20 protein-coding genes are annotated in these 18234 nt (G+C 70.4%); 4 read left to right on the top strand and 16 right to left on the bottom strand.

Features of this window, described 5'->3' with window-relative positions; translation table 11 throughout:
• Positions 1-45 precede the first annotated feature (45 nt).
• The 5 genes from ABGB18_RS18965 to ABGB18_RS18945 all read right to left on the bottom strand — a co-directional run bounded on the left by ABGB18_RS18965 (position 46) and on the right by ABGB18_RS18945 (position 4526).
• Positions 46-942 carry a YegS/Rv2252/BmrU family lipid kinase gene (locus tag ABGB18_RS18965; protein WP_347696839.1) on the bottom strand — a complete coding sequence of 299 codons (897 nt, stop codon included), beginning with the start codon at positions 940-942 and terminating at the stop codon, positions 46-48.
• Positions 943-958: 16 nt separating this feature from the next.
• Complete coding sequence (tatC, locus tag ABGB18_RS18960; protein WP_347696838.1) at positions 959-1813, bottom strand: twin-arginine translocase subunit TatC; 855 nt, start codon at positions 1811-1813, stop codon at positions 959-961.
• A 94-nt stretch (positions 1814-1907) separates the two neighbouring features.
• Positions 1908-2264 carry a Sec-independent protein translocase subunit TatA gene (gene tatA / locus ABGB18_RS18955; protein WP_347696837.1) on the bottom strand — a complete coding sequence of 119 codons (357 nt, stop codon included), beginning with the start codon at positions 2262-2264 and terminating at the stop codon, positions 1908-1910.
• 227 nt (positions 2265-2491) lie between these two features.
• Positions 2492-3463: a WYL domain-containing protein gene (locus ABGB18_RS18950; protein WP_347696836.1), complete on the bottom strand. Its 972-nt coding sequence runs from the start codon at positions 3461-3463 to the stop codon at positions 2492-2494.
• A 100-nt stretch (positions 3464-3563) separates the two neighbouring features.
• A complete protein-coding gene (locus tag ABGB18_RS18945) occupies positions 3564-4526 on the bottom strand; it encodes a WYL domain-containing protein (protein WP_347696835.1) in 963 nt (320 codons plus the stop codon).
• A gap of 38 nt (positions 4527-4564) precedes the next feature.
• Here ABGB18_RS18945 and ABGB18_RS18940 point away from each other — a divergent pair, with 38 nt between their 5' ends.
• A complete protein-coding gene (locus tag ABGB18_RS18940) occupies positions 4565-5638 on the top strand; it encodes a DUF3866 family protein (RefSeq protein ID WP_347696834.1) in 1074 nt (357 codons plus the stop codon).
• Here the strand turns inward: ABGB18_RS18940 and ABGB18_RS18935 are convergent.
• From ABGB18_RS18935 to prcB, 9 genes are all read right to left on the bottom strand, one after another.
• On the bottom strand, positions 5584-6072 hold the full coding sequence (locus ABGB18_RS18935) for a DUF3291 domain-containing protein (RefSeq protein ID WP_347696956.1): 489 nt from the start codon (positions 6070-6072) through the stop codon (positions 5584-5586). The genes ABGB18_RS18940 and ABGB18_RS18935 overlap by 55 nt on opposite strands.
• Before the next feature lie 23 nt (positions 6073-6095).
• A complete protein-coding gene (locus ABGB18_RS18930) occupies positions 6096-6776 on the bottom strand; it encodes a helix-turn-helix domain-containing protein (RefSeq protein ID WP_347696833.1) in 681 nt (226 codons plus the stop codon).
• A 10-nt stretch (positions 6777-6786) separates the two neighbouring features.
• Positions 6787-7095: a hypothetical protein gene (locus ABGB18_RS18925; protein WP_347696832.1), complete on the bottom strand. Its 309-nt coding sequence runs from the start codon at positions 7093-7095 to the stop codon at positions 6787-6789.
• A 57-nt stretch (positions 7096-7152) separates the two neighbouring features.
• Positions 7153-8064, bottom strand: a complete 912-nt coding sequence (locus ABGB18_RS18920) for an FKBP-type peptidyl-prolyl cis-trans isomerase (RefSeq protein WP_347696831.1) — start codon at positions 8062-8064, stop codon at positions 7153-7155.
• Between the two features lie 76 nt (positions 8065-8140).
• Entirely contained in the window at positions 8141-9073 is a 933-nt protein-coding gene (locus ABGB18_RS18915; protein ID WP_347696830.1) for an FKBP-type peptidyl-prolyl cis-trans isomerase, read from the bottom strand.
• Between the two features lie 289 nt (positions 9074-9362).
• Positions 9363-10721: a Pup--protein ligase gene (gene pafA, locus ABGB18_RS18910; RefSeq protein WP_347696829.1), complete on the bottom strand. Its 1359-nt coding sequence runs from the start codon at positions 10719-10721 to the stop codon at positions 9363-9365.
• 153 nt (positions 10722-10874) lie between these two features.
• Positions 10875-11384, bottom strand: a complete 510-nt coding sequence (locus ABGB18_RS18905) for a hypothetical protein (RefSeq protein WP_347696828.1) — start codon at positions 11382-11384, stop codon at positions 10875-10877.
• A 261-nt stretch (positions 11385-11645) separates the two neighbouring features.
• Positions 11646-12446, bottom strand: a complete 801-nt coding sequence (gene prcA / locus ABGB18_RS18900) for a proteasome subunit alpha (RefSeq protein ID WP_347696827.1) — start codon at positions 12444-12446, stop codon at positions 11646-11648.
• 21 nt (positions 12447-12467) lie between these two features.
• Positions 12468-13316: a proteasome subunit beta gene (gene prcB / locus ABGB18_RS18895; RefSeq protein WP_347696826.1), complete on the bottom strand. Its 849-nt coding sequence runs from the start codon at positions 13314-13316 to the stop codon at positions 12468-12470.
• 196 nt (positions 13317-13512) lie between these two features.
• Between prcB and ABGB18_RS18890 the strand changes: the two genes are divergently transcribed.
• The 3 genes from ABGB18_RS18890 (at position 13513) to ABGB18_RS18880 (ending at position 16878) form a co-directional block, all read left to right on the top strand.
• Positions 13513-14883 carry an extracellular solute-binding protein gene (locus ABGB18_RS18890; protein ID WP_347696825.1) on the top strand — a complete coding sequence of 457 codons (1371 nt, stop codon included), beginning with the start codon at positions 13513-13515 and terminating at the stop codon, positions 14881-14883.
• Between the two features lie 318 nt (positions 14884-15201).
• Positions 15202-15729, top strand: a complete 528-nt coding sequence (locus tag ABGB18_RS18885; protein WP_347696824.1) for a TOBE domain-containing protein — start codon at positions 15202-15204, stop codon at positions 15727-15729.
• A 72-nt stretch (positions 15730-15801) separates the two neighbouring features.
• Entirely contained in the window at positions 15802-16878 is a 1077-nt protein-coding gene (locus tag ABGB18_RS18880) for a DNA polymerase IV (RefSeq protein WP_347696823.1), read from the top strand.
• Here ABGB18_RS18880 and ABGB18_RS18875 read toward each other — a convergent pair.
• Together ABGB18_RS18875 and ABGB18_RS18870 are read right to left on the bottom strand one after the other, a co-directional pair.
• Positions 16862-17707: an endonuclease domain-containing protein gene (locus ABGB18_RS18875; protein WP_347696822.1), complete on the bottom strand. Its 846-nt coding sequence runs from the start codon at positions 17705-17707 to the stop codon at positions 16862-16864. The genes ABGB18_RS18880 and ABGB18_RS18875 overlap by 17 nt on opposite strands.
• A gap of 185 nt (positions 17708-17892) precedes the next feature.
• The gene (locus tag ABGB18_RS18870; RefSeq protein WP_347696821.1) at positions 17893-18102 is read right to left on the bottom strand and encodes a ubiquitin-like protein Pup; all 210 of its coding nucleotides are present in this window, start codon (positions 18100-18102) and stop codon (positions 17893-17895) included.
• Positions 18103-18234: the final 132 nt, after the last annotated feature.

The raw sequence follows: 18234 nt of genomic DNA, 5'->3' as shown, positions 1-18234 counted from the left end.
GCATCCGGACCTCAATCCCGGCCCGGCGCCTTTACAATGTAGACTTCAGACGATGACGTGCAGCGCCCCGGGCATCACCTCGGCGTGCAGCGGCACCGGGCCCACTCGTTCGCCGTCAGCGTAGGCCACCGCCTCATGCTCCGGAACCGTCTCCAGGCGCACGCTGCGGGCCCGCCGCACCGTCACGGCCCGGTGCCCCACGTGCCGCCCCCGGTAGACGCTGGGGAACACCCGCAGGAACTCGGACCTGGACAGCGCGTCCACCATCACCACGTCCAGCAGGCCGTCGTCCGGCCGGGAGTGCGGGCTCACCCGCATGCCCGCCCCGTACGAGCCGGTGTTGGCCACGGCCACCAGCATGACCTCCCGCTCGACCACCTCGGCGTCGTCGAAGGTGACCCGGAACGGGATGGGCCGGAACGAGCGCAGCTCCTCCACCGTCGCCACCAGGTAGCGGGCCATCCCCGGCGGCCAGGTGCGCCGGTTGGCGCGCTCGTTGACCCGCGAGTCGAACCCGCAGCACATCACTCCGGCGAACACCTCGTCGGTGCTCCCGGCCCGGACGCGGGCGGCGTCCACGGTGCGCGACTTCATGCGCAGCACGGTGCGGGCCGCCGCGACGGGATCCTTGCACGGCACGCCCAGCGCGCCGGCGATGTCGTTGCCGGTCCCGGCGGGGATGATGCCGAGCGGCACGTCGGTGCCCGCCACGGCCTGCGCCGCCAGGTGGACCAGCCCGTCGCCGCCGAAGGCCACGAGCGCGTCGGGGCGCTCGGACACGGCGGTGCAGGCACGTTCGAGGGCGTCGGCGGGATCGTCGCCGACGATCACCGACAGCTCGGCGCCTCCCGCGCGCAGCCGGCGCGCCACGGGTTCGAGCAGGCGCAGCGTACGGCCGCCGCGGGCGGCGGGATTGACCAGCAGGGCGAGTTGAGGGGACACGCCCGGAACTTATCGCCTAACGGCTGGAACCGGAATCCTCCCCGGGGCGCGCGGGATCGGAGTCGTCGTCGAGCGGCGTGGTGTCCTCGGGCAGCGGCGGGTCCTCGGCCAGCGGCGAAGCCTCGTCATCGGACAGGTGGGAGAAGTCCTCCGTCGCGGGCGATCGCCTCTCGCGCATGAACATGAAGAACTCGGCCAGGAAGTAGAGCACGATCATCGGCATGGCCAGGGCCATCATCGTCAACGGGTCGCCACCGGGCGTGATGACCGCGCCGAAGACGAACATGATGAAGATGACCGTGCGGCGGTGCTTCTTCACCGTGGCGTGGGACAGCACGCCGATGATGTTCAGGAAGACCAGCAGCAGCGGCAGCTCGAACGAGACGCCGAAGATCACGAGCATGATCAGCACATAGCTGAGATACTCGTCGATCTGGATCGTGGCCACGGCGTCGCTCGGCGCGAACCCCAGCAGGATCGCCAGGCTGGTGTCCATGATGAAGTAGGCCAGCAGGGCGCCGCCCACGAACAGCGGGACCGCCAGCCCGAGGAAGGCGATCGAGTAACGCTTCTCGTTGCGGTAAAGAGCGGGCGTGACGAACGCCCAGATCTGGTAGAGCCAGACCGGCGAGGAGATCACCACGCCGACCATCGCCGAGACCTTCAGCGTCAGGAAGAAGCCCTGGAAGATGCCGCCGTAGGTGAGCGTGCACTCCCCGGGACGCAACTGCATGGCCTGCGGCGTCTCGCAGAAGGGTGCCTTGAGGAACGCCCACACCGGATCGAAGACGATCCAGCCCACGATGATGCCCACGACCACGGCGGCCACCGCGATGAGCAGCCGGTTGCGCAGCTCACGCAGATGCTCCATGAGGGGCATGCGGCCCTCGGGGTCAGGTGCGGCTTGGCTCGACCGTTTCAGCAGCGCCATCTAAGCGGTCCAGGTGAGGAGGAGGGACGGGGGGTCAGACGCGCTTGTCGGCCTGGGCGGCGGCGCTGGCGCGCAGCCTGGCGGCCTCCTCCTCCAGCCGGCGGGCCTGCTCCTCGGCCGACAGCGCGGGCGCCGGAGCCGGAGCGGCGTTGATCGGCTGCGGCTGCACGGGCTGCGGCTGCGGCTGCGCCGGAGGCTGCGCCTGCGTCTGGACGGTGTGCGTGGCCCTGTCGTCGTCGTCATCATCCTCGCGAAGCTTGGCGGTCTCCGACTTGAAGATGCGCAGCGACCTGCCGATGCCCCGAGCCATGTCGGGCAGCTTCTTCGCACCGAACAGCAGAACGAGCGCCAAGAGGATGATCAGAAGTTCGGGAACTCCGAGTTGCGACATGAAACGCCCTTTTCTAGCGAGTGCCTCTTTTCAGCCACGATCGTACGCTGCCGGGGGCGCGGACTCATCCCCCTGGCCCGCCAATCTGGCCCGCCGCGGCTGAAGTTGCTCATTCGCCCCGGCGATTTCACTCTTCAGACTACGTGCGGCCACCACCAGTCGGGCACCCGCCACCCCCAGCACGCCCAGCCCGGCCACGCCCAGCGCCGCGCTCAGGTATATCAACGTCATGACTGGTGAGCGTAGCGGGCCAGGGCGCGCTCGGCCTCCTGGCGCACGGTCTCGGCCATCTCGGGAGGTGAGACGACCCGGCCGGTGTCGCCCAGGCGCAGCGCCAGCTTGAGGATCCAGTCCTCATCGCGGGCCCGCAGCGCCACCCGCAGCCGGCCCTCGCCGAGCTCGGTCACCTGCTCGCACGGGTAGTACTCGGCCACCCACCGGCCGGCGGCGCTCACCTCCAGCTCCACCAGCTCATCGGTGGGCGAGGGCCGGAAGACGCCCCGGGTGACGTCGATGGGCTCGGCCTCGGCGGGCGGGTCGGCGGGCACGTCGAGCACGTCCACGCCGAGCACCCGATCCAGCCGGAACAGCCGCATCGCCTCGGCGCGGTAGCACCAGCCCTCCAGGTAGGCGCGGCCGTCGACGACCATCAGCCGCATGGGGTCCACCTCGCGCGGCGTCACCTCGTCCCGCCCGGGCACGTAGTAGCGCAGCGACAGGCGGCGGCCCCTGGTCAGCCCCTCGCGGACCCGGGGCAGCGCGTCGGGCGCGGCGTCCACGTCGACCGCGACCTGGCTGCTGACGGTCGCGGCGCCCTCCCCCGCGGCCCGCTCCAGCTTGGCCATCACCCGGGGCAGCGCGTCGCTCGCGGTCTGCACCGCGGCCAGCTCCGGGGTCGCGGCCAGCACCCGCAGCGCGACCAGCAGGGCGCTGGCCTCGTCGATGCCGAGCCGCAGCGGCCTGGCGATGGTGTCGGCATTGTCGATGACGATCTCGCCACCGTCCCAGGACACGTCGATGAGGTCGCCAGGGGTGTGCCCGGGCAGCCCGCACATCCACACGAGCTGCAGGTCGTCGATGAGCTGCTTCTCGCTCAGCCCGAACACCCCGGCCACCTCGTCCACCTGCGCCCCGGGATGGGACATCAGGTACGGCACCAGCGCCAGCAACCTGGGCAGCCGGTCAGCGGACCCGCTCATGCGCCCTCCTCCGCCGGCCGCACGACCGGACCACTGCCGTGTCCGATGGCTCGCCCGCTTCGCTCGCTGCTGTGTCCGATGGCTCGCCCGCTTCGCTCGCTCACGCGATCGCCCCCTTCAGTCGGCGGATGACGGCCTCGCGGGCGTCCGGCGGCTCGACCACCTCGACGTCGGCGCCGAGGCTGGCCATCCACCCGGCGAGGCGTTCCGGATCGGTGAAGGCCAGCTCCGCCTCGTCCCATCCGTCGGTGCCCGGATGCACGGCCCTGGCCAGCTGGCGCACTCCCTCGCACGCCCCCTGGCGTACGCGGACCACCGCCACCCGCTCGTCGGCCGGCTCGTCCGGGAAGCCGACCATGGCCCGCAGGTCGAGCTCAGCGGGCACCTCGACCGTGCCCGGCCTGCCGACGGTGGTGACCTGCCCGGTGATGCGGCTGACCCGGAAGGCCCGCGGCGCCTCCCGGTCGCGGTCGAACCCGGCCAGATACCAGCGGCCGCGGCGGCTGACCACGCCCCACGGCTCCACGGTGCGGCTGCGCACGGTCTCGCTGCCCGCGCCGCGGTAGTCGAAGCGCACCGGCCGCCGGTCGCGCACGGCGTCCCACAGCGCCGGGAAGGCCGGGTCGCGGGTGTCCACGCGCAGCTCCAGCGCGCTCCCGGCGATCGTCCCGCCGACCGGCTGGTCGGTGGCCACGCCCCCGGCCCGCAGCTTCAGCAGCGCCCCCGAGGCGGCCTCGGCCAGGCTGGCGCGCTGCCACACCTGGGCGGCCAGGCCCAGCACGGCGGCCTCGTCGGGCTCCAGGGTGATCTCCGGCAGCTCGTACGACTCCCGCTCGATCCGGTAGCCCGGCTCGTCCTCCCACGGATCGCGCACCACGTCGATGGGGATGCCGATCTCGCGCAACTCGTTCTTGTCCCGCTCGAACATGCGCTGGAACGCCTCGTCGCCGTCCCGGTCGTAACCCGGCACGGCCTGGCGGATCTGCTCGGCCGACAGCGGGCGCCGGGTGGCGAGCAGGCAGATCACCAGATTGAGCAACCGTTCCGTCTTCCGGCGCGACATCTGCCTCACTCCTCCTTCATCGACGCTACCCTGCCCCCGTGATCAGATGGCGCAAGGGCGAAGTTGTCCGGATCCGACGCGAGTGGCCGGGAGCGGTCGAGCTGGATGTCACCGTCCCCGAGGGTGAGTGCCGGGCGCTGGCGTATCCGCCCTTGGTGGGCCGCCCGGAACCCGGCGACGAGGTGCTGCTCAACACGACCGCGCTCGCGATGGGTCTCGGTACGGGAGGTTACGCCATGGTGGTGGCCGTCCCGAACCGTTTGCCGCAAGATCCCACCGGTCCCGGGCACCTGGTGAAGGCCCGGTACACGCCGCTGCAGGCCACGGTGCTGGGCGCGGACGAGCAGGACTCCCCGCATCACGACGTGTTGCGCGAGGCCGACTCCCTGGACGGGATGCCGGTGATCGTGGCGGATCTGCACTCGGCGCTGCCGCCGATCCTGTGCGGCCTGTACGCGGGCGGGTCCCCCGGCACCCCGCGGGTGGCGTACGTGATGCAGGACGGCGGCGCGCTGCCCGCCTGGTTCTCGATGGCGGCGGCCCGGCTGCGCGAGCTCGGCTGGCTGGCGGGCGTGGTGACGGTGGGCCAGGCGTTCGGCGGCGACGTCGAGGCGGTCACCGTGCACACCGGCCTGCTGGCGGCCCGGCGCGTGCTGGAGGCCGACGTGGCGATCGTCGCGCAGGGGCCGGGCAACCTGGGCACCGGCACCCGGTGGGGCTTCTCGGGGGTGGCGGCGGGCGAGGCGGTGAACGCGGCCGCGGTGCTGCGCGGGCGGCCGGTGGCGGCCCTGCGGGTCAGCGAGGGCGATAAGCGCGAGCGCCACTACGGCATCTCACACCACTCGCTGACCGCCTACGGCCGGGTCGCGCTCGCCCCGGCGGACGTGCCGGTGCCGGTGCTGCCGGGCGAGTTCGGCGAGCGGGTCAAGGACCAGGCGGAGCTGCTGGCCGTCCGGCATCGCCTGGTGCCGGTGCCGGTGGACGGCCTGCGCGAGGCCCTGGCGGACTCGCCGGTGCGGCTGTCGACCATGGGACGGGGCCTGACGGAGGACCTGGCCTACTTCCTGGCCTCGGCGGCGGCGGGCCGGCTGACGACCTCGCTGCTGTCGTAGGAGTCCTTGAACGTGAACGCCTCGGGGCTCGGCCCCTCGGCCCTGAGGCGCCCCAGCCGGTCCATCGCCTCCGCCAGCGAGGGGATGTGGCCCTCGGGGATCCACCACATCACCATGTACGGCTCCGCGATCCGCAGGAACCACTCCCTGCGCCGCCTCAGCACGGCCAGGTGGGGGCTGCGGTAGACGTAGTTCCAGAGCGAGTCCAGCGACTCCCACACCGAGAAGTTGAGCAGCAGGTGGTCGCCGTAGTCGTGCGCGACGGTGGCGGTGGGGTCGGTCTCGCTCTCCTTGAGCCGCCACACGAACCCGGGAGCCGCGTCGGCGAGGGCGTTGACGGGCTCGAGTTCGGCGACGAATCCGGCGAGTTCGGCGCTGTCGATGGGGGCGCGCAGGTGGGCGATGTTGAGCTCGGCGAGGTGCATACCAGACAGCACAGCATCACCCACCTTCTATGTCAAGAATCATTTGCTTTAGAAGGACCCACCTTCCCCGTTCCCGAGCCGTGCGCTTTCAGCACGACGCAGCACTCCCCCGGCCGCGGGTCCAGCGCGGCCCGGCCCGGGTCCTCGCCGAGCCCTTCGAGCAGCCCCTGGCACAGCGCCAGGTTCATGGAGCACACCAGCAGCGGCTGCTCCTCGGCTATTACGTGGAACGGGCAGTTGCGCAACCGCAGCACCCCGTCCTCGGCGTAGGGCTCGTAGCCGCTCCCGTCCAGCACCCGCCCGACCGGCTCGCCCGCGTTCCGGGCCGCGATCCCGGCGCCCGCCGCCCGCGCCGCCCGCTCGGCCCGCTCCTCGGCGCCGAGCTCCGCCACCACGTCGGCCAGCACGGAGGCGAGCGTGGTGTAGTCGCGCGGCGGCAGGCTCACCGACCGCTCTCCCCCGGCCCGGCGGTAGATCTTCGCGGGCCGGCCGCTGCCCGGGCCCTTCCTCTCCTGCTGCCGGAAGCCGCTCTCCAGCAGGCCGGCCTCGACCAGCTTGTCCAGGTGGTGCCCGGCGAGCGTCCTGGACACGCCCGCCGCCTCGGCCGCCTCGCCCCTGCCCACGTCGCCACCGCCGGCCACGACGGCGGCGTAGAGGCTGCGGCGGACGGGGTCGTGCAGCAGGGCCAGCGCCTCCAGGTCGTCACTCCTCACAGGGGCGAGTCTATGAGAGCTTCTTCAGCACGTGCTCGTACGCGCAGGCGCGGCTGGGCGGGCGGTGGCCGTACGTGCGCCGGCACGAGCCCTTCTTGATCACGTGGATGTTGATCCACCGCGGCGCCCCGTAGCCGCGGTGCACCGCCTTGGCGTTGCTCAGCAGGCGGGCGGCGATGGCGCGGCCCTTGGCCGCGGAGGAGGCGGGGGCGTTCACCCAGGTCTGGCCGGCGTCCCCGCCGAAGGTGCAGGACTTCACGCCCTTGCAGAACGGGGGATTGGCGGTCGCCGCGGAGGCCGCGGGGGCCAGACCGAGCATGACACATAAAGCGGTGCAAATCGCCACAAAAACACGGATCATGCCTTTCATGCTGCCTCAGTAGGCGGCGATCACGTCGACCACGAAAACGAGCGTGTCGGCGGGCCTGATGCCGAACGCCGTGTTGCCGGCGGCCCCGTACCCGTAGGCGGGCGGGACGATCATCACCACGCGGCTGCCCACCGGCACGCCCACCAGCGCCCTGTCCCAGCCCTTGATCACGCTGCCGTCGCCGATCCGGAACGCCTTGGGCCGCCCCGCCGGCCACGTCGCGTCGAACATCCCGCGGCGGCCCCACACGGCGCCCTCGTACTGGGTGACCACGAGCTGCCCCGCCTGTGTCCTGCGCCCGTCGCCCCTGGCCAGCACCTTGGCCTCGAACCGGGCGGGCGGCGTCCCGGCCGGCACGGCCAGCCTGGGACGGGCGCCGCCGGAGACCCGCACACCCGCCAGCGAGCCGCCGCGCCCCCCGACCGTGACGCCCTTGGCGTGCGCGCCGATGATGTCCACGACGTAGAAAAGCTCCTCGCCCGCGCCGATGCCGTGCGGCGGGTTGGCGCCGAACCCGTCCCCCGGCGGGATGGCCGCGATGACCCGGCTGCCCACCGTGCGCCCCCGCAAGGCCCGGTCCAGGCCCGGCAGCAGCTCCCCCACCGGGAACGCCGCCGGGGTGCCGCGGTTGAAGCTGGAGTCGACCAGGCGGTTCTCGCCGCCGTCCCACACGTGCGCGGTGTACTGCACGATCGCCACGTCGTCGGCGGCCAGCCGCCGGCCCTTGCCCGTGGCCAGCTCGTCCACCTGCAGGCCCGCCGCCGGCTTGCCGCCGGGGAAGACGATCGCCGGCCGCGCGCCGAACGCCCCGCCCACCTTCAGGTCCAGGGCGCCGGCCGCCCCGCCCGTGCAGCCCCCCGCCGGCAGCCCGGCCAGCAGGGCTGCCAGCAGCGGCAACACGGCGGTACGGCGGCGCATCGGCGGTCCTCCCCACGCGGAGCGGGGCCCGGCGGACGCCGGGCCCCGCGATGCTACCGCGCCGCTGGATCGCGCGTCAGTAAGCCGCGAGAACGTCCACCACGAACACCAGCGTGCTGTTCGCCGGGATGCCGTTCTGCTCCTGGGAGCCGTAGCCCAGGTCCGGCGGGATGCTCATCACGACCCGGCTGCCCACGGGCACCCCGGCCAGGCCCTGCTGCCAGCCCTGGATCACCCCGGAGAGCGGGAACTCGGCCGGCTGGCCCCGCTCCCAGCTGGAGTCGAACTGCTTGTCGGTGCCCCAGATCTTGCCCGTGTAGTGCACCGTCAGCGTCTGGTTGGCCGTCACCTTCGGGCCGGTGCCCTGGATGAGGGTCTTGACGACGAGCTTCTTGTCCGGCTTCGCGTCCGTCTTCGTGGTCAGCGTGGGCGCCTTCTCCCCGCCGGGGTCGCCGACCTTGACGCCCTTGAGGCTCTCGCCGGTCTCCTTGCCGGTGGCGGCCTTCAGCGGCGCCGGCTGGGTGCCGACGACGTCGAGCACGAACACCTTGGTCGGCTCGTTCGGCGCCGTCTGCTGCCCCGGCGCGACCGAGTCGTTGGCCAGCACCGCCAGCAGCCGGCCGCCGTGCTTGACCTTGGTGAAGCCCTCCTGCAGCACCTGCGGGAGCTGCTCGTCGACGGGGATCGTCTCCGGTGTCTTGGTGTCATAGGAGGAACCCTGAACGGCGTTGCCCTTTCCGTCCCAGTTGTAGACGGTCAGGTTGACGACCACCCGGTCGCCCGACTTGACCACCGGGCCGTTGCCCGGCTGGATCACCTCATAGGACGACTTCGTCGCGGGCGAACCGGCGGGGAAGGTCACCGTGGGCTTGGCGCCCACGTTTCCGGCGACCTTGACCCCGGTGGCCCCGCCGGTCGTGGCGCCGGTGGTCGAGCCGTCGTCGGAGCCGCAGGCGGCGGCAAGCAAGATCAAAGGCACGGCGGCCAGTACGGCCAGAGCGCGGCGCATGGGTTTCCCTCGGAAAGACATCAGTTCGCGTCACCCTACCCGAGATCCGGGTAGGGCCGAGGTAAGCCATCACCGGCCCGGCGCGCCGCACCACCCCGCCCGACATTCCGCACAGGAACCCCCCTCTTCCAGGGGGAGGGCGGGGCGAGCACGGGCAGGTACGCACCGCCCCGCGCCGCACCCACATGCCCGCGGCACAGCCTTGATCGCGCCCGCGACAAGACCTCCCGCACCCGCGGCCCCGTGGCAGGGCCTTGATCGCGTGCCCGCGGCAAGACCCCGCCGCCGCCTACATGCCGGCGATGAGCTTGTCCACCCTCTCGTCCACGCTGCGGAACGGGTCCTTGCACAGCACCGTGCGCTGCGCCTGGTCGTTGAGCTTCAGATGCACCCAGTCGACGGTGAAGTCGCGCCGCTTCTCCTGCGCCTTGCGGATGAACTCGCCGCGCAGCCGCGCCCTGGTCGTCTGCGGCGGCACCGACTTCGCCTCGAAGATCTTCAGGTCGGAGGCCACCCGCTCCACCGAGCCGCGCTTCTGCAGCAGGTAGAACAGGCCCCGCTTGCGGTGCACGTCGTGGTAGGCCAGGTCGAGTTGCGCCACTCGCGGCGAGGACAGCGGCAGGTCGTACTTCTTGCGGTAACGCTCGATCAACTGGTATTTCGTCACCCAGTCGATCTCCCGCGACACCAGGTCCAGGTTGCCGGTGTCGACCGCCGTCAGCGTACGCTCCCACAGCTCCAGCACCCGGTGCGCGATGGCGTCGCCGCCGCGCCGGTCGACGAAGTCCTTCGCCTTCGACAGGTATTCCTGCTGGATCTCCAGGCTGGAGGCCTCGCGCCCGTTGGCGAGGCGCACCCGGCGCCGGCCCGTCATGTCGTGGGAGACCTCGCGGATCGCCCGGATCGGGTTTTCCAGCGACAGGTCCCGCATCACGGTGCCCGACTCGATCATCCGCAGCACCAGGTCGGTGGCTCCGACCTTGAGCAGCATCGTGGTCTCGCTCATGTTGGAGTCGCCCACGATGACGTGCAGGCGGCGGAAGCGCTCGGCGTCGGCGTGCGGCTCGTCCCTGGTGTTGATGATGGGCCTGGAGCGGGTGGTGGCGCTGGAGACGCCCTCCCAGATGTGCTCGGCCCGCTGCGAGACGCAGTAGACCGCGCCGCGCGGCGTCTGCAGCACCTTGCCCGCCCCGCACACGATCTGCCGCGTCACCAGGAACGGGATCAGCACGTCCGCCAGCCGCCCGAACTCGCCGTGCCGGCCGACCAGGTAGTTTTCGTGGCAGCCGTAGGAGTTTCCGGCCGAGTCGGTGTTGTTCTTGAACAGGTAGATGTCACCGGCGATGCCCTCCTCGCGGAGCCGTTTCTCGGCGTCCACGAGCAGACCTTCCAGGATGCGCTCGCCCGCCTTGTCGTGGGTGACGAGCTCGATGACGTTGTCACACTCGGGGGTTGCGTATTCAGGATGGCTGCCCACGTCGAGATAGAGACGTGCGCCATTGCGGAGAAAGACGTTGCTCGATCGGCCCCAGGACACGACCCGCCGGAACAAGTAGCGCGCGACCTCGTCGGGGGACAACCTGCGCTGGCCCCTGAACGTGCAGGTCACGCCGTACTCGTTCTCCAGCCCGAAGATGCGACGATCCATCACCTCACACTATGCCCACGGATCGGGTAGCGGGAGAGATCTTCCACGTGTTTTCCCGCGTGGCCTGTTCGAGCACTCCCCCGTTACTCCGATTTCTCCGGATTCGCGGCCCCGCGCCCGCCCCCACGGGGCACGGGGACCTCGCGGTACGGGTCAGGGAGTCCAGATTTCCTGAACCCGGGTGATATGCCCCTTGCGCACCGTGATGAGCGACGGCATCCGGTGACCCGCGTGCCGCTTGATCAGTACGGACCTGGAGCACTTCCGGTCGCCGAGCCCCGTCTTCCGGCCGACCGTCATCCCCGACGGCGACGTGCCGCAGCCGTACGCCGACAGGAACGCCACGTGCCCGGCGATCGGCGAGGCGTAGGCCATGGAGTCGCCCTCGGGCAGGCCCACGAACCTCCCCTCGGCCCGGGTGCCCTTCTGCCACTTGACGGGCTCGTACTCGGCCACGCCGTCGCCTACGTAGGTGATCCAGCCACGCAGCACCCCGTCGTGGCGGGAATGGATCCCCCGGGTGAAGTCATGCCCGGGATCGGGCTGAAAGGAGGTGCCGAACGGAGCGGGCGCCTTGTCCTTCGGAGCCACGGCCGCCTGCGCCCCCGCGCCGGAGGCCCCCAACACGGCCGCGGCGGCACCGGCCGCCAGAAGAGTCCGCATCGCAATGTTCACAGATCCTGAGATCCCCGATCACCCTACGAAGTTCGACCGCCTCCGAGTGAAACAGATCACATCCCCCGCAACCCCACAGACCCCGCATCCCCCAAAAAACCCACCGCAACAGCCCCAACCCACACTCCCGACACGCCCGTGGGAGCCACCCGGACGCCCCCTGGAACGCCAGCGGCAGCCACCGGCGGCCCCGGAGACGCCTGTGGGGACCGCCGTAGCGGCCCCCACAGAATCAAGCCGGAAAAATCCCTACAGTGGCGAGGACCCGTCGTCCACGTCGCCCTCAGGCCCCGTCGGAGGCGGCGTGTCGCCACTCGGCGGCGTCGCCGTCGCGGGAGGCGGCTCCGCCGGGGCGGCCGGCGGGGTGGAGGTCTGGGCGAGCAGCCGCTCCAGCCGCGCGCCCGTCAACCGCAGGAACTTGCGGTTCTCCCGGTTGCGGTCGAGCACCGCCACTTCGAGCTGCGCCACGGGCGGCCGCTCCCCGCCCGGCTCGGTCAGCGCCGTCAGCGCCACCTCCAGCGCGTCGGCCAGCGACATCGACTCCCGGTAGCGCTCCTTCAGCCGCCCCGCCACCGCCTCCGCCTGCCCGCCCATCGCGGCGAAGCCGTGCTCGTCGAACACCGACCCGTCGAACGTCAGCCGGTAGATCGCGTCGCCGTCCTTGGTCTCGCCCACCTCGGCGACGACGACCTCCACCTCCAGCGACTTGATCGACTCGGTGAAGATCCGGCCCAGGTTGGAGGCGTAGAGGTTGGCCAGGCCGCGCCCGGTCACGTCGGACCGGTCGTAGGTGTAGCCGTTGACGTCGGCGTAGCGGATGCCGCCCAGCCGCAGCTCCTCGAACTCGTTGTAGCGCCCGACGGCCGCGAACCCGATCCGGTCGTAGATCTCACTGATCTTGTGCAGGGCGCGCGACGGGTTGGGCGCGACGAACAGGATGCCGTCGACGTACTGAAGGACCACGACGGAACGGCCGCGCGCGATGCCCTTGCGGGCATAGTCGGCCTTGTCCCGCATGATCTGCTCAGGGGAGGCATATCCAAAAGGCATGGACACCGGTGGTGGTCCTTTCTAGCGCAGCGGGGCGATGGGGCCGTCGGGCGAGCTCAGGCGGGCTTCGAGGATCTGCTCGACGAAGCCGGACACCTGCTCCTCCGACAACCGGCGGTGGCCGTCGGCGTCGATCACGGACACGATCGGCCAGATCTTCCTGGTCACGTCGGGCCCGCCGGTCGCCGAGTCGTCGTCGGCGGCGTCGTAGAGCGCCTGGATCAGCGTCATCACCATGTCGTCGGCCGACGAGCCGTCGCGGTAGAGCTTCTTCAGCGCCCCGCGCGCGAAGATCGAGCCGGACCCGATCGCGTCGAACCTGTCCCGCTCGTAGGGGCCGCCCGCCACGTCGTAGCTGAAGATCCGCCCCTCGTCCTTGTCCGGATCGTACGCGGCGAACAGCGGCACCACCACCAGCCCCTGCATCGCCATGGCCAGATTGCCCCTGATCATGGTGGCCAGCCGGTTGGCCTTGCCCGCCACCGACATCGTGCGGCCCTCGAGCTTCTCGTAGTGCTCCAGCTCCACCCGGAAGAGGCGGGCGAACTCGATGCCCGTGCTGGCCGTGCCCGCGATGCCCATGCATGAATAGTCGTCGGCGCGGAACACCTTCTCCACGTCACGCTGCGAGATGATGTTGCCGGACGTCGCCCGCCGGTCACCCGCCATGACGACCCCGCCGGCGAAGGTGGCGGCCACGATCGTGGTCGCGTGCGGCACCTGGTCGCCGATCGGGGTGGCCAGCACCTCGTCCCGCTGCGGCAGCAACTCAGGCGCGTACGAGCCGACAAACTCGGTGAACGAGGAACTTCCGGTGTTGCGGAAAAGCTGGTCCACCAAGCCGACGGGCAGATCCCTGTGCGATGCCACGCGACTCCCTCCAAACGTCAGTGTTCCTAGGGCGACCCTACTCATGTTGCGTTGCTGTCTGCACTTCCCACGATCAGCTCACGGCGAACCATCCCCCGCCCGGCGGGCCGCGAGCCCGTGTTCAGATCGTTCCTTTACGCCCGCCACCGCCCATGCGATTGTCGGTATGTCTGCACGTCCTGAACAGGAGGCCGACATGCGATTCCCCAGCCGACCTGCGGTGATCGGGGTCATCACCGTCCTGGCGCTCACCTCCTGCGGCACCGCCCGGGAGCCCGGCGGAGACGACGTCACCCTCACGATCGCGGCCAACTCGATCTCCGGCGGCAAGAACTCCGAGTCGGCCGACTGGATCACCAAGTGGGTCATCCCCGAGTTCCAGAAGACCCACCCGGAGGTCAAGGTGCGGTTCCAGGCCAGCGGCGTCGACGACGAGCAGTACAAGACGAAGATCGCACTCGACCTCAAGTCGAAGACCGGCGCCGACGTCATCGACCTCGACGGCATCTGGGTCGGCGAGTTCGCCCAGGCGGGATACATCAAGCCGCTCGCCGAGGTCGGCGGCGCCGCCGCCGCCGACCAGTGGGAGGGCTGGTCACAGATCCCGCAGGCCGTGCAGGGCCTGGGCATCTTCGACGGCAAGAAGTACGGCCTGCCGCAGGGCACCGACGGCCGCGTCCTGTTCTACAACAAGACCCTGTTCAAGAAGGCCGGCCTGCCCGAACCGTGGCAGCCCACGAGCTGGCAGGACATCATCGACGCCGGCACCAAGCTCAAGGCCGCCGGCGTGCCCACCCCGATCCAGATCAACGCCGGCACCGCCATGGGCGAGGCCACCACCATGCAGGGCATGCTGCCGCTGCTCGCCGGCGCCGGATCGGAGATCTACGCCACCGGCAAGTGGACCGGCGACTCCCAGGCCATGAAGGACGCGCTCGGCTTCTACCAGCAGATCTACGGCGGCAGCGGCCTCGGCGACCCCCGGCTGCAGCAGGAGGCCAAGGGCCGCGACAAGTCGTTCGCCCAGTTCGCCGAGGGCGGGATCGGCATCCTGGCCGAGAGCGACTACTTCTGGCGCTCCGTCGTCGAGCCCACCGCCGGGGTCGCCCCGATGCGGGACCGCGACCAGGTCGTCGGCTACGCCAAGATCCCCGCCAAGCAGGCCGGCGCCGGCATCCGCGGCCAGGACCACGTCAGCATGTCCGGCGGCGCCGTACGCGTGCTCAACCCGTTCTCCGAGAATCCCAGGCTGGCCTGGGAGTTGCTGGCGTTCATGCACTCGGCGGCGGCGACGAAGTCGCAGCTCGCCGGGCAGGTGCGGATCAGCTCCCGCACCGACGTCAACAGCGAGGTGCTCACCGCCGACCCCATGCTCCGCTACGTCGCCGACGAGGTGCTGCCCATCACCGCCTACCGCCCCGGCGTGGCCGTCTACCCGCAGGTGTCCACCGCGCTGCAGGAGGCCACCGCCGCGGTCGTCAGCGGCCGCAGCGCCGCCGAGGCCTCTTCCGCCTACCAGGCCAAACTGGAGGCCCTGCTAGGCGGCGCGGCCAACATCGGCGGGTGAGGGAGCGCCTGTGTCTGGACTGAGGAACGCAGGAAGCGAAGCGACCGGAGAGACGAGGGAAGACACAGGCCCCCAGCGACCGAACCGCGATCCGAAGGATCGCCATGAACAGGTGAGGGAGCGCCTGTGTCTGGACTGAGGAACGCAGGAAGCGAAGCGACCGGAGAGACGAGGGAAGACACAGGCCCCCAGCGACCGGACCGCGATCCGAAGGATCGCCATGAGCGCTGATGCCGCCGGGCTCGGCAAGGGCAGGGCGACCGCGTTCGTCCTGCCCGCCCTCGTCCTCATCGCCGTCTTCCTGGTCTTCCCCGCGCTGTGGACCATCTACCTTGGGGCTCACCGACTACCGCCTCACCGGCCTGTCCGCCGCCGACCCGCGGGTCGTCGGGCTCGACAACTACACCGGCGCGCTCGGCGACCCCCGCTTCCGCACCAGCCTCTGGCTCACCCTCCGTCACCACCAACATCGCCTACCCGCTGCGCATCAAGAAGGTCCCCCGCGCCCAGCGCACCGCCAAAGCCGCCGAGGTCGCCGCCCGCCTCGGCCTCACCGAGCTCCTCCGCGCCGGGCTCACGCCCGACGACCACCTCACGTACGGCGTACGCCCGGAATACATGGACCTGACCCGCACCGAACGCCCCGACGCCTTCCCCGGCGTCATCTCCGTCCTGGAGAGTCTCGGCACCCACACCCTCGTCACCCTCGAAAGCCCCGGGGCCCTCATCCAGCTCGTCGTCCCCGAAGGCGACGAACCTCCCCTCGGCACCCACGCCTGGGCCGTGCCCCGCCGCGCCCTCCTCTACCGCGGCCAGACGCTCCACACCCGCGCCCCCGACCCCTGACCGCTCCCGCCCTCGGCTCGGACGTCCGCGGCCTCCACGAAGACACCGGCCGCGCAGGCCATACTGGACACCATGTCCACCAGGGACTGGATCCTGCACGTCGACCTCGACCAGTTCATCGCCGCGGTGGAGCTCCTCCGCCACCCCGAACTCCGCGGCAGACCCGTCGTCGTCGGCGGATCAGGCGACCCCACCCAGCCCCGCACCGTGGCCGCCACCGCCACCTACGAAGCCCGCGAGTTCGGCATCCACTCCGGCATGCCACTGCGCACCGCGCTCAAACGCTGCCCCGAGGCCGTCTTCCTGCCCAGCGACCCACCCGCCTACGAAGCCGCCTCCGCCCTCGTCATGGCCACCCTCCGCGAATTCCCCGTCCGCGTCGAAGTGTGGGGCTGGGACGAAGCCTTCGTCGGCGCCACCACCGACGACCCAGAAGCCCTCGCCGCCGAGCTCCAGCAGGCCGTACACGCCCGCACCCGGCTCACCTGCTCCGTCGGCATCGGCGACAACAAACACCAGGCCAAACTCGCCTCCGGCTACGCCAAACCCGCCGGAATCCACCGCCTCACCAGTGACACCTGGGCCCAGGCCATGAACCCCCGCCCCACCGACGCACTCTGGGGCATCGGCGCCAAAACCGCCAAAAAACTCGCCGACCTCGGCTACCACACCGTCGCCGAACTCGCCGCCGCCGACCCCGCCCACCTGGCCGCCCGCTTCGGCCCCACCAACGGCCCCTGGTACCGCTACCTCGCTCTCGGCAAAGGCGAAGCCGAAGTCGTCACCACCCCCTGGATCGCCCGCGGCCACAGCCGCGAGACCACCTTCCAGCACGACCTCACCGACCCGGAAGACATCGCCCGGCACATCGCCGCCCTCGCCCACCACGTCGCCCAGGACGCCGCCGAAGCCGACCGCGAAATAGCCCGGGTCACCGTCAAGGTCCGCTTCACCCCGTTCCTCACGCGGACCCGCCAGTCCACACTCCCCGCCCCCACAACGGACCCCGCCACCATCACCCGAACGGCCGGCGCCATCCTCGACCGCTTCACCCTCAACCGCCCCGTACGCCTCCTCGGCGTATCCGTCGAATACACCATGCCCGATGAAAACAGCGGACCCGCGAAAAACGTCACCCCACCCGGTTGACCCTGGAGTAGAACTCGCCCCGGAGCCGCTCCTCGGCCGCGATCAACTCCCGCAACTCCTCCTCCGACACCACAACGTCGTCATACTCCTCAACCGTCGCCTCGATGTACGAAAGCGCCCGCCGCACCACCCCGGCATCATCCCGGAACTGCCCGATCCCCGTATTACACGGCAGGCACAACGCATAACGCACATCACCCGAACGATGACAATGATCGACATGCTCGGGCGCCCGATCCCAGCACACCACGCACAACCCGTGCTGCAACGCCACCATCCGCTCCACATCCCCCTGCCGCAGCCCATAACGCTGCGCCAGGTGATATGACCGCGTCGGCGCCACCGGCCCGACCTCACGCCGCTCGGGAAGCACCACGAACTCCGGCCAGAGCACCTCCCCCTCCAGATAGAGAGCGGCCAACTCCAGCAACACCGTGTTGTCCGTGAAGTGCCCGAGCCCGTTGTTGCAGTTGAAACAGAGCACACCCCGGACCAGCCCGGTCTCGTGACTGTGATCCACGAACGTCCCCGGCACCACCCGGCAGATGGCGCAGAGCCCGCCCTGCCGGGCGAGCATGCGCTCAAAATCATCCTCGGTGATGCCATAACGGCGTTTCAGGTGGTAGTTGCGCGTGCTGCCGTGCTTCCTGACCCGCTCCTCCCGCATCACATTGTTGTGACACGGCTTGCAGTAGGCGGTCAGCCCTGACTTCTCCGCGCGATTGCGCCCGAACTCCGTTACAGGCTTCACCTCCTCACAGCGCGGACAGTATTTGTGCCCCTCAGGAATGGAGAGCGCCTCGCGCACGGTTTTGCCCTGCTCCGCCATGCGTCTGCGATAGCTCTGAGTGGACCGCCGCCGAAAGCAGACCTTGCAATATCGCGCCCGCCCATCGGACATGCGCTTGTTGAGCCCGAACTCAGAGACGCCTTTGACCTCCCCACAGTCCGGGCACCGCTTAGTTTCCTCCGGCGTTTCCACCCGATTTACCCCTTTTGCCTGTCCGTTTTGCCCTACTCTCCGCCCTTTTGTACATAGCTGCGCACGAATTCCTCTGCGTTCTCTTCGAGAACTTCGTCTATTTCGTCCAGAATTGCGTCGACGTCGTCCGTGAGCTTCTCCTGCCGCTCCTGGACGTCGGGCGCCACCGAGGCCTCGGTCTCCTCAACTTCGGCCTCACGTCGGCCGGCCTGCTTCTGGCCGCCGGTGTCCTTGGTTGCCATGTCCTACCTCCGCTTGGGGGACTGCCTCTCTTCATATCTTCCCCGAACCGGGCGACATTTCGCGCCGATCGCCCAGTGATCTTGCGGGCTTGACCGGATAGCGCTCCTATCCAATACTGGACCCACGTTCCC

The sequence above is a fragment of the Nonomuraea sp. B12E4 genome (assembly GCF_039871825.1).
GTDB lineage: Bacteria > Actinomycetota > Actinomycetes > Streptosporangiales > Streptosporangiaceae > Nonomuraea.
The sequence above is the reverse complement of the archived record's forward strand: the minus strand, read 5'-3'. Positions and strand labels throughout refer to the sequence as shown.